We start from the raw sequence: 12172 nt of genomic DNA, 5'->3' as shown, positions 1-12172 counted from the left end.
CTGCACGCAAGACCGGCCAGGCCAGCCTTGCTCGATTGAAATTGAAAGAATTCATGCGGCTGCGCAGTCGCCGTCGGCGAGCTGCGCAGCACAGACGGAGCAAGAATTACTTGGCCTGGCTAACCATGGTCTTGACCATTTCCCACTTGCCATTCTTGACTTCATAGATGGTGACTGAAATTTCTTTCAGATCACCCTTCTTGTCATAGGAAATATGATCGCTGGTGGCGCCGCTGCGTTTCAGGCCGGCCAGCTTGGGCAAATAAGCGGCGGGTTTTGCCGAACCGGCTTCTTTCATGGCGGTAATCATGTTCCAGGCGCCGTCATAGGCGTAAGGAGCGTAAACGCCAGGGTCTTTCTTGAATCGGGCCTTGTAATCGGCTTCGAATTTTTCACCCTTGGCCATATTCTTCAAAGGCACGCCGGCCAGGGATGCAAAAGTGCCATTGGCCGCATCGCCGGCCAACTTCAAGAAGGTATCGCTACGCGTCATTTCGCCCGATACCAAAGGCGCGGTAAGTCCCAGAGTCATCATTTGACGGCGCATGGGGCCGGACTGGGCATCAAGGCCGCCAAAGAAAATGGCAGCCGGCTTTTTCGCCTTGAGATTGGTCAGGATGGAAGTGAAATCATTCGCCTTGTCGGTCGTGTATTCGCGAGCAATTACCTTGCCGCCCGCAGCCTCGACCGCCTTGGCAACCTGATCGGCCAATCCCTGGCCATAAGCGGTGCGATCGTCGATCAATGCAACCGTTTTGGCTCCGAGATCCTTGACAATGTACTCGCCATCGGCTGCGCCCTGCTGGGTATCGCTGGTCATCATGCGGAAGGTCGTGTTGTAGCCCTGCGCCGTATATTCGGGCGATGTGGCCATGGCGATCTGAGGCAGGCCCGCGTCGTGATAGACGCTGGATGCGGGAATGGTGGTACCCGAGTTGAAATGGCCCAATATGCCTTGTACACCCTCGTCGACGATTTGCTGAGCGACCTGCACCGCGGTGCGTGGATCGGCCTGATCGTCACGCTTCACCAATTCGAATTGGGCTGTTTTTCCATCAAGCTTGATGCCCTGCTTGTTGGCCTCTTCCAGGGCCAGCGTCAGGCCATTTTCCATATCCTCGCCATAATGCGACTGAGGGCCGGTCAACGGCGCGGCAAAACCCAATTTGACCACTTCGGTATCGGCGGCATGCGCCGGCCCGAATGCAAAACCGGTCATCACCGCAGCAGTGGCGGCCAAAAGTTTAAATTTCCTGCTGGACTGCATGTCACTCTCCAATATATGTGTGAAGCCGGATCATCTCGTGGATGCCGGCCACCAAAAGCATGGCCCAAACCGAATAAGCCCTGAAAACCATGTACAAATTGCACCACTACAACCGCAACAAGCGATACGACCCGGAAATCAAATCAATACGCGCTTAAGATTTCCGGCAATCAGTTGCACCCCGCATTTAAACAAAAGTACAACCTTTTTTTAATTGGTTGTAACCCTTAAAAGCCGATTTGCACCTAACCCACCATCATCAAGCTGGCATTGCCGCCCGCGGCCGCCGTATTGATGCACATGGAAACCTCGCGCACCAGGCGATCCGGTACATACTCGCGCCCCGCCATAATTTCATCGGAACTCAAGCCCTGGACCGAGATGATAGGCCCGCCGCGCGCGGCAACACGCTGATTGATCTCGCGCAGCGTATCGCTATCGCCTTCGAATAAAACACTTTGGTAATCGCCTTGTTCGATTTCATTTTCGGAAACCAGGCGGATCCGCTTTTTCCCTTCGGCATCCAGGCCCGAGAAAAAAGCCCTGCTTGCCTGGTTATCGAGCAGGCTTGCCATATTCCCGGTGGCGAAACAGGCTGCCGACTGGGTTTGCGCACCCAGCTCCGTAGCGGCAATACATAACACCCGCCCACACGGCTTCAGACGATATAGATTGCTTTCTCCGGTTGGCCCCTGCAATACCAAAGACGGGTCGTGCGCGGCGCGCATCTCGCAGCCGGCCGGCAGCCCCGACGGCCGCTGCGCAAGCAGACGCCACAGATAAAGCGGCCCTCCCGCCTTGGGCCCGGTGCCCGACAGGCACTCGCCGCCGAAAGGCTGGACCCCCACCACGGCTCCCACAATATTGCGGTTGACGTAGAGATTACCCGCCCGTATCCGTTCGGAGACTCGCGCAACGGTTTCGTCGATGCGGGTATGCACCCCGAAAGTAAGTCCATACCCCGTGGCATTGATGCTATCGATCAGGGCATCGAGATCGACGCGCGCGTAACGGACTATATGCAATACGGGGCCAAAGACTTCCTTCTTCAGCGCCGCCACATCATTGATTTCGATCAGAGTCGGAGGCACAAAGGAGCCCTGCCGGCATTCCGGGCCGAGGCCGAGCTGATCAATGCGGTGCCCCGCTTCGCGCATGGCCTGGATGTGCGTTTCAATCGCGGCCTGGGCCTGTGCATCGATGACCGGCCCGACATCGCTTGCAAGCGTATCGGTATTTCCTACCCGCAGTTCTTGCATTGCGCCGCGCAGCATGGTCAGTACATGATCGGCACAGTCTTCCTGCACGCACAAGACTCTCAAGGCAGAACAACGCTGCCCGGCCGAATCGAAAGCGGAGGCAAGCACGTCGAAAACCACCTGTTCGGCCAAGGCCGACGAATCGACCACCATCGCATTCTGGCCACCGGTTTCGGCGATAAGGGGGATCGGATGCCCCGCGTCGTCGAGCCGGCGTGCAAGCATTCTTGAAATCAGCTGGGCCACTTCCGTGGACCCGGTAAACATAACTCCGCGAACCAAGGGACTTTCCACCAGGGCCGCTCCCACGGTTTCGCCGCGGCCCGGAAGGAGTTGTATCGCCGCGGCAGGGACTCCGGCGCGGCGCAGGATGGCAACCGCCTGGGCCGCGATAAGGCTGGTTTGTTCGGCGGGCTTGGCCAATACCGGATTACCCGCGGCCAGGGCGGCCGCGACTTGCCCGGTAAAGATCGCCAACGGAAAATTCCAGGGGCTGATGCACAGCACCGGCCCCAAGGGGCGGTGCGTGTCGTTGGAAAACAATTGCGTGATCTGGGCGGCGTAGTAGCGCAGAAAGTCTACCGCCTCGCGCACTTCGGCGATGGCATTGGGCAGGGACTTTCCCGCTTCTCGCACGATGAGGCCCAGCAGGGGCTGCATTTCGTCTTCCAGCAACTGAGCCGCACGGACCAGGCATTGCGCCCTTGCCTCCACCGGAGTCGCTTGCCAGATCGGCGCCACATGCATGGCTTCGGAAAGAGCGGCCTGCACCTCCGACTGGCTCGATTCGATGACATGGCCAACGATGTCGCGATAATTTCCTGGATTGTGCACGGCCTGGGCGCGCGCCTCATCCCATTCGAAGCCCCGCTCGCCAACCAAGGGCACGGCACGCCAATCGTTTGCCGCGCTACCCAGCAAGGCCGCCGACAAGGACCCCAGGCGCTGTTCGTTGCTCAAATCCAGCCCGGCCGAATTCAGGCGGCCATCGGACAGGCGATACAGATCGCGCGGCAGGGGAATCTTGTCGTGGGGCGCGCCCAGGGGCCGGATCCGCATGGCCGCCTCGGCCGGATCGCCTATCAGGGTATCGACAGGAATTTCGTCGTCGCCGATCTGGTTGACAAAAGAGGTATTGGCCCCATTTTCAAGCAAGCGGCGCACCAGATACGCCAGCAAGGTTTCGTGCGTACCGACAGGCGCATAAATGCGGCAGGGGCGATTCAGCTTCCCCTCGGCAATCGGCCCCGTGACTTCGTCATACAAGGCCTCGCCCATACCATGCAGGCACTGAAATTCGTACTGCCCCGGATAATAGTTTTGGCCGGCGAGATAATAGATGGCCGCCATGGTATGCGCGTTATGGGTGGCAAATTGCGGATATACCGCCTGGGGATCTGCCAGGAGCTTGCGGGCGCACGCCAGATAAGAAACATCGGTGTAGATTTTCCGCGTGTATACCGGATAGCCTTCCAGGCCATCGACTTGCGCCCGCTTGATTTCGGAATCCCAGTAGGCCCCTTTGACCAGGCGGACCATCACGCGATGCGAGCTGCGCTTGGCCAGGTCGATGATGTAATCGATCACAAAGGGCGCGCGCTTTTGATAGGCCTGGACCACAAAACCTATACCATTCCAGCCGGCCAATTCAGGGTCGAAACACAGAGCCTCGAGCAGGTCCAGCGAGATCTCCAGGCGATCCGCCTCTTCGGCATCGATATTCAGGCCGATGTCGTAGCTGCGGGCCAGCCGGGCCAGCGCCGTCACGCGGGGCAGGAGCTCGGTCATGATGCGCTCGCGCTGCGATCGCGAATAGCGTGGATGCAAGGCCGACAACTTGATGGAAATACCCGGACCCTCATAGATGCCGCGACTTTGCGACGCCTTGCCTATGGCATGGATGGCCTGTTCATAGGAAGTGTAGTAGCGGCTCGCGTCGTTGGCCGTGGTGGCCGCCTCGCCCAGCATATCGTAGGAATAACGAAACCCCTTGACCTCGAGCTTGCGGCTGTTGGCCAGCGCCGCGGAAATGGTTTGCCCGGCCACGAACTGCTCGCCCATCATGCGCATGGCCGTATTGACGCCCTTGCGTATCAGCGGTTCGCCTCCCTTGCCTATCAGACGCGTCAGAGCCCTGGACAGAGACTGCTCGCTGTTGACACTGACCAGCTTGCCGGTCAGCATCAGGCCCCAGGTTGCCGCATTGACGAACAGTGACGGCGACTCGCCCATATGCGATTTCCAGTCGCCGTGGCTGATTTTGTCGCGGATAAGCGCATCGCGCGTCGCCCGATCCGGGATGCGCAACAAGGCTTCGGCCAGGCACATGAGCGCCACGCCTTCCTGGCTGGACAGCGAAAACTCCTGGATCAGCCCTTCAACCCCTCCCCCCCTGCGTTTACTGCGCAAGGACTGCACCAGGCGACCGGCCAGCGAGTGGACATCTTTTGTGTGGGCCGAGCGAGCCTGATCCACCAGCATGGGCACACATTCGGTCTCGGGCCGCCGGTACGCCGAGGTAATGGCCGCGCGCAGCACCGACTGTGGCTGCACATCTTGCGCAAATTCGTAAAAAGGCGGCAATGCCTCCGGCCCGGGCACAGGCTCGCCTCCCCCATCCGTATCTACCCCGTTCAGATAAGCGAGCTCGGCCGGCATATGGCCTCGTTCAATGGCATCGACATAGGAAAGAATGGCCTGCTTGTGCAGCCAGTGCGGCGTACGCCCCAGTTTCTGGGCCGCATTTTTAAGCCGCTCGCGCAGCGCCTCGTCAACCTTGACGCCTAATGTGGTGGTTGCCATCAACGTAGTCCCGTTGTGCTGTTGCCGGATATATCGTCTGCTCGAAGATTCGGAAAGCGCCGCCGTGGACGGAAACTTCAAGCGATAGGCCGGAATACTAAACGGGTTGCAACCATTGGAATATTAAGGTTAACCCTATACTCGAAAAACCGTAATCAAGTACAACCCTTCATGCGCAAGGCCGTATCAGCAGGCACGGTTTGACCGGCGATTTGCGCTGCGATCACCGCGGCCAATTGATGCAAGGCGGCCTGGTGAGCCTGAATCAGCCCGGGGATCCCATTGCTGGCCGGCAGACGGACCTCCGCCTTGCAGATCATGGGCGTCCGCTTGCGCTGATTCACAGGCGTCAAACGCCAGGTCGCGTCCAGCACCACACCTTGCTGGTAGATCGAATCGAACCGCTGCACGGAAAAATCGATTTTCCAGAGAGCGAGCGTCTTGGGTACCGTGCGCGCGGGTATATCGATCACCCCAAGCCGTTGCGATAGATCGTTGGCCAGGGCATTGCGGATTTCATCGCTCAGCGGAGCCGCCCATAAAGAATTGTTCAGGGGGGTGACCTCGGCGCTACCTTTGCTGCCCAGGACAATCTGAGGCCGATCCACCTGCGCGGGCACCGACACGGGCTGCACACTGATTGCATACGAAGCCGGGGCTGAATTGGAGCGTGCGGCTGGCGCCTGCCTGGCCTCGGGCAGCAAGGTGTAGTAACGGCTCGCAGGTGTGGCGCAGCCGCCCATCAGCAACAGCAAACTCAGCGCAAAACCCGGTCTAAACAGATTCATCACAATTTTCCTTGTTCTAGTGGCCCGACGGGAGCACATCGGCGGGACGTCCCCGCAACAAAGCGCTCGGATGCGTCTGCAGATAATCGGCCAGATCGCGCAAGGACTTCGCGGCCTTGCTCAGCTCGCGCAAGGTTTGCTCCATATTGCCATTCAATGGAGAATCTTCGGCCAGCAGATTATTGACCCTTCCCAGCGAATGCTGCGCCGCCTTGAGCGTGGCCGTGGCCTGAGGCGCGACCTCCGACTGAAGGCGGTTGATCAGCCTGGTCAGGGACTTGAGGCTATCTCGTAAATCCCGGCCTATCCCGTCAAACGGCACGGCATCCAGCTTGGTGACGATACTGCTTATCTGCTGCTGCAAGCGATCGAAATTCCCTGCGATAGTGGGTAGTCTTACGGGCGTGGCCTTGCTGTCGAAATCAACCGGCGCCGCATCCGGGAAAAAATCCAGCGCAATGTACTGCTGTCCGGTCAACAAATTAGCCGACCTTATTTGCGCCCGCAGGCCTTTGGCGACCAGAGGCCCCAGTAAAGACTGGCCTTCATAGCCTTTCTCTTTGCTGTGGGCGAAAAGCTGCTGATAAGCCTCGCCAAAGCGCGAAGGATACACACTGGTTTTTACCAACACCACAAATTGTTCGATCTTCGGATCGTATTCAAGGTCAATGTCGATGACCTTGCCCAGCTCCATGCCATGAAAATCGACTGGCGCGCCCACTTTCAAGCCACGCACAGATTGATTGAATACCAGATCTATGCGAAATGGCGGCCCATCGGGTTCAGCCATGGCTTCGCCCTCGGTGGCCGTTAGCGCGAAAATCGCGCCTGCGGGGGCCGGTTTGGTATTTTTTTCATCGACAGATCTGAACGAAATGCCTCCCGCCACCACGGACGCCAGGGAACCCGTCTGTACGACGAAACCGTCTGCGTTGAGCGACACATTAATACCACTGGCATTCCAGAAACGGGTATCGGAAGTAACGAATTTGTCGTTGGGCGCATCGATGAACACCTGGATATCGACCGAGCGGCCACTCGGATCCAGGTCGTAACCTATGACCCGCCCTACCTGTATGCGCCGGTAATAAATAGGCGAGCCTATTTCCAGGGAGCCCAGATCCGGCGCTGTGAGCGTAAATCGGGTGCCCGGCCGGTCGCTGGTAATTTCAGGCGGCTTTTCCAGCCCGACAAATTCATACTGGGCCGCGCTCTGGCCGTCCTTGGATTGGGTCGTATCCACCGCAATATACGCACCGGACAGCAAAGTACCCAACCCCGATACGCCGCTGATGCCGAGCCTGGGCCGCACCACCCAGAAACGCGTGCCTTTCTGCGTGATGTACTCGGACCCATCGCGGTTCAGATCGATATGCACCAGCACTTTATGCCGATCCGCCGACACATCGATGCCGGTGACCATACCGACGACCACATCTCTGTAACGTACCTTGGTCTGCCCGACTTCCAGCCCCTCGGCCGATTCAAAACTGATCGTGACGGACGGCCCGGTATGCAACCAGGCTTTGACGACCAGGGACAAGCCTATTGCTGCCGCCAGGAGAGGAATCAGCCATATCCAGGAGATTTTTGCCTGGCGTTTGGGCGTAACGCGTGGTTGCGCCGGTTTCTGGCCTTGCGCGGCGAGTGCCGCCTGATCATCAGGGCCGGCGGAGCTTGACTCAGGTGAACCGGCGGCGTCGGAGGGAGGATTGGGGTCAGGCGGAATCTGCGGTTCGGTCATGCCTTTCTCTATGCGCCTTGTTGTAGGGTGTTGGGTGCAGCAGGCTCTGGATGACCCGGCATTGCCTCCGTTTCGTCGAATCCCCGGGCGATGCCCGCGTCCCAGCCCGAACGAGGATCGTAACTCATGGCGCCGAACATCGTCAGCACGACAACCAGCCCGAAACTGGCGGCACCCGGCCCTGCCGTCACCTGTGAAAGCCCCGGAAAATTAGCCATAGCCGACAACAGGATCACCACAAAGACGTCCAGCATCGACCATTGGCCTATGAACTCGATCAATTCATATAAACGGGTGCGTTGCCGCTGTATGACTGCACCGCGCCAGCCATCCCTGATCAGCAACACGATCAAGGCAAACAGCTTGGTCATGGGAACCACGACACTGGCGACGAATACTATGACGGCAAGATCCCAGGAACCTAATTTCCAGAGCTCGATGACACCGCCCAAAATGGTATGGCCAGTCTGGCCGGTGGGCGTGCGGATTTGCATGACCGGCAGAATATTGGCGGGAAAATACAGGATGCTGGCTGCAATGACAAATGCCCAAGTTCTGGCCGATGAATCCGGTTTGCGAAAATGGATGCGCGCCCCGCAACGTGAGCAGTTGTGGGGAGAGTCATGCTCAGTGGCGTTTTGCACATTTCCGCAAGACAGGCAAGCCTCGACGGGGTGCCCGGCGGCCAACTGCGCCCCCGACACCGGAACAAGCCCCTCATCTTCGGCATAGCGCCACAAACGCAGGGCTGTTACACGGCTAAGGCCCGTAAGCAAAAGGGTCAGCGCGCCAAACGCCCATAAGCCAAACCCGGGTTCCAGCCTGGCCAGGCCGGACAGCTTGACAATGGCAACCAGGATGCCCAGCATTAGAACCGGCACCATGCTCCAGGAACACATGGCGCGCAGCACGCGCATGCCGTAATGAAAGTCGGCGGGCAGGCGTTGTGAGATTATCGCCAGCAATGCCCAAAGCAAAAAAAGCAATTGCATCAGCGGCAAGGCAAACCCAAACAGCCCCGTCATCAGGGCTACGACTTCATGGCCCTGCCGCCAGGTCAAAATCAGTGCATCGGGCAAAGACGCCTTGATATGCAAGCCGCCCATGCTGAGCGTTGCGATGGGGAAGTAATTCGCCATTGCAAAAACCAGCAGACCCGTCAGGGTCAGTGCCAGCCAGCCAGTCGGGGGAACGCCGCTATGACGATACAATGTATACCCACAGCGTACGCAATTGGCCAATGCCCCTTCGGGGATGAACGTGCGCTCATGCAGGCACGCGCAATGCGGACAAGCTATCAGCGGCCGCCGCGCCATCAATCGACGAGCTCGGCTTCCGACTCGACAGCAGGGTGCGCTTTGGGTTTAACCGCCTTGTCGGTGAAAGACAGTGCAACCTTGCCTTGCTCATCGAGATCGACCGTAACATTACCGCCGCCAACCAGCCGCCCGAACAGCAGTTCGTCGGCCAGCGCCCGGCGTATGGTGTCCTGGATAAGCCTTTGCATGGGGCGAGCGCCCATCAGGGGATCGAAACCCTCTTTGGCCAGGTGATCGCGCAGGGCCTGCGCAAACACGACTTCGACGTGTTTTTCGTGCAACTGGTCTTCGAGCTCCATGAGGAACTTGTCGACGACACGCAGAATGACTTCGCGCGACAAGGGCGTAAAGCCAATAATGGCATCGAGACGGTTACGGAACTCAGGCGTGAACATGCGCTTGATATCGACCATTTCGTCGCCGACCTTGGTCTGCGACGCAAAACCAATGGAAGCGCGGTTCAGCGTGTCGGCACCCGCATTGGTGGTCATGACAATAATGACGTTGCGGAAATCGGCTTTGCGGCCATTATTGTCGGTAAGCGTACCGTGGTCCATGACCTGGAGCAGGATATTGAAGACATCGGGATGCGCTTTTTCGATTTCGTCGAGCAACAGCACGCAATGCGGCTGTTTGCTGACGGCCTCGGTCAGCAACCCGCCCTGATCGAAACCCACGTAACCCGGAGGAGCGCCTATCAGGCGCGATACAGTGTGGCGCTCCATGTATTCCGACATATCGAAACGCAGCAGTTCGATGCCCAGCGTAAACGCCAACTGACGGGCCACCTCGGTTTTACCAACCCCCGTGGGGCCCGAAAACAGGAATGAACCTATGGGCTTGTCGGGCCGCCCCAAACCGGACCGCGCCATTTTGATGGCGCCGGCCAGCGCATCGATGGCCGCATCCTGGCCGAACACCACCGTTTTAAGATCGCGGTCGAGCGTAGCCAACTTGTTGCGGTCGTCGCTGGACACACTTTGAGGCGGTATGCGGGCAATCTTGGCCACCGTGGCCTCGACCTCTGCCTTGCCTATCAACTTCTTTTGCCGCGATCGCGGCAAAAGGCGCTGCGCCGCCCCCGCCTCGTCGATGACGTCGATGGCCTTGTCGGGCAGGAACCGGTCGTTGATATGCCTTGCCGCCAGTTCGGCGGCCGCTGTGATTGCGGCAGCCGAATACCGCACCCCATGGTGGGCCTCGAAGTGCCCTTTCAGGCCGCGCAGGATTTGTATCGTCTGTTCGACGGTAGGTTCGGCCACGTCGATTTTTTGAAAACGACGCGCCAGCGCGTGGTCTTTTTCGAAAATACCGCGATATTCGTTATAGGTAGTGGCTCCTATGCATTTCAGCTGCCCCGAAGACAAGGCCGGCTTAAGCAGATTGGACGCATCCAGAGTGCCGCCCGAGGCTGAACCGGCACCGATGAGGGTGTGAATTTCATCGATGAACAGAACTGCGTTGGCGTTGTCCTTGAGGGATTTGAGCACGGCCTTGAGACGCTGCTCGAAATCCCCGCGGTATTTGGTACCCGCCAGCAAAGCCCCCATGTCGAGCGCATACACCTCGGCATTGGCCAGGATGTCCGGCACTTCGCCCTTGGTAATACGCCACGCCAGACCCTCGGCGATGGCAGTCTTGCCGACGCCGGCCTCGCCAACCAGCAAGGGGTTGTTCTTGCGCCGGCGGCACAGGACCTGTATGACCCGTTCGACCTCGTGTTCGCGGCCGATCAGCGGATCGATCCGGCCCTGTCTGGCCTCGGCATTGATGTCGAGCGCGTAAAGCTCCAACGGCGATTTCTGCTGATCGGACTTGTGTTCGGTTTCGTTGCCAATTTGTTGCTTGACGGGCTCGACAGGAGATTCTTCGGAAGCCTTGGTAATGCCATGCGAGAGAAAATTGACGACATCGAGGCGCGTAACCCCTTGCTGCAACAGGTAATACACAGCGTGTGAGTCTTTTTCACCGTACATGGCAACCAGCACATTGGCGCCGGTGACCGTATTTTTGGCGGAATTACCCGACGAGACATGCATGATCGCTCGTTGAATCACACGCTGAAAACCTAGCGTGGGCTGGGTGTCGACCTCGTCGTCGCCAGGAAACACCGGAGTATTTTCAGCGATGAACTTGCGCAGATCCTGGCGCAGAGTATCGAGGTTGGCGGAGCAGGCGCGCAGCACCTCGGCTGCCGCGACATTATCGAGCAAAGAGAGCAGCAAGTGCTCTACGGTGATAAATTCGTGTCTTGCGGTACGGGCCTCTACAAAGGCCATATGCAAGCTGACTTCAAGCTCTTCGGAAATCACGCTTCCTCCATGACATATCGAAGCGGACAAAACAATTTTGATAGATCCTATTCTATGACTAATTCAGGCCCGCGTATCGCCCTGTGGCCATAGATTGTTACCGGATTGCATCAAAACTCGATATTTATCTGCTTACCGGTTCAAGCCGGACAGCATATTGACTGCCTCGACCCTTTCAACATGGGGCCGAAACCCTCGAATTCAAGCATCCGGAGCGGGCTCCATGACGCATTGCAAAGGGTGCTGGCGGGCACGCGCCATTTGCCGGACCATTTCCACGCGAGTGGCGGCGATGTCTCGCGGGAACACTCCGCATACGCCGCGCCCCTCATGGTGCACAAGCAGCATGATGCGCGCGGCCTCATCTTCATTTTTACCAAAAATTCGTTGCAGGACATTGACAACGAACTCCATGGGCGTGTAGTCGTCGTTCAGCAGGACAACCTGGTACAGCGGGGGCGGGGCCAGCTTGCTGGCCTGCCTGTCAAGCACTGTATCACGCTGGTTTTCGGTTTGAATAGCCATAAATAAAACAGTTTAAATAAGTGTGCTCTTGCCGCCGGCGACCCGTTCACCGGCCTTGCGATTCATGCCGGCCCCGGCATGGTCATGCCTGGGCCGGGCCGATTTATAACAAACTGGGCAGCCAGGCACCGAATAATCGTGAAAATGTGGCGTCAA

7 protein-coding genes are annotated in these 12172 nt (G+C 58.4%); all 7 read right to left on the bottom strand.

Annotated elements, in window-relative coordinates:
* Positions 1-106: 106 nt before the first annotated feature.
* The 7 genes from LSG25_RS00895 to clpS all read right to left on the bottom strand — a co-directional run bounded on the left by LSG25_RS00895 (position 107) and on the right by clpS (position 12016).
* Positions 107-1267, bottom strand: a complete 1161-nt coding sequence (locus LSG25_RS00895; protein ID WP_370635929.1) for a branched-chain amino acid ABC transporter substrate-binding protein — start codon at positions 1265-1267, stop codon at positions 107-109.
* A 245-nt stretch (positions 1268-1512) separates the two neighbouring features.
* The gene (putA, locus tag LSG25_RS00890; RefSeq protein ID WP_232742858.1) at positions 1513-5328 is read right to left on the bottom strand and encodes a trifunctional transcriptional regulator/proline dehydrogenase/L-glutamate gamma-semialdehyde dehydrogenase; all 3816 of its coding nucleotides are present in this window, start codon (positions 5326-5328) and stop codon (positions 1513-1515) included.
* 155 nt (positions 5329-5483) lie between these two features.
* A complete protein-coding gene (locus LSG25_RS00885; RefSeq protein WP_232742857.1) occupies positions 5484-6116 on the bottom strand; it encodes a membrane integrity-associated transporter subunit PqiC in 633 nt (210 codons plus the stop codon).
* A 16-nt stretch (positions 6117-6132) separates the two neighbouring features.
* On the bottom strand, positions 6133-7860 hold the full coding sequence (locus LSG25_RS00880; protein ID WP_232742856.1) for an intermembrane transport protein PqiB: 1728 nt from the start codon (positions 7858-7860) through the stop codon (positions 6133-6135).
* 8 nt (positions 7861-7868) lie between these two features.
* Positions 7869-9176, bottom strand: a complete 1308-nt coding sequence (locus tag LSG25_RS00875; protein ID WP_370635928.1) for a paraquat-inducible protein A — start codon at positions 9174-9176, stop codon at positions 7869-7871.
* Positions 9176-11491 (bottom strand): ATP-dependent Clp protease ATP-binding subunit ClpA, encoded by a 2316-nt coding sequence (gene clpA / locus LSG25_RS00870; protein ID WP_232742854.1) that lies wholly within the window; start codon positions 11489-11491, stop codon positions 9176-9178. The genes LSG25_RS00875 and clpA overlap by 1 nt, the downstream gene beginning before the upstream one ends.
* Before the next feature lie 201 nt (positions 11492-11692).
* Complete coding sequence (gene clpS / locus LSG25_RS00865; RefSeq protein WP_232742853.1) at positions 11693-12016, bottom strand: ATP-dependent Clp protease adapter ClpS; 324 nt, start codon at positions 12014-12016, stop codon at positions 11693-11695.
* Positions 12017-12172 lie beyond the last annotated feature (156 nt).

The organism is Paralcaligenes sp. KSB-10 (genome assembly GCF_021266465.1).
In the GTDB taxonomy this organism is placed as follows: Bacteria; Pseudomonadota; Gammaproteobacteria; order Burkholderiales; family Burkholderiaceae_B.
This window is presented reverse-complemented; position numbering and strand designations above follow the sequence as displayed.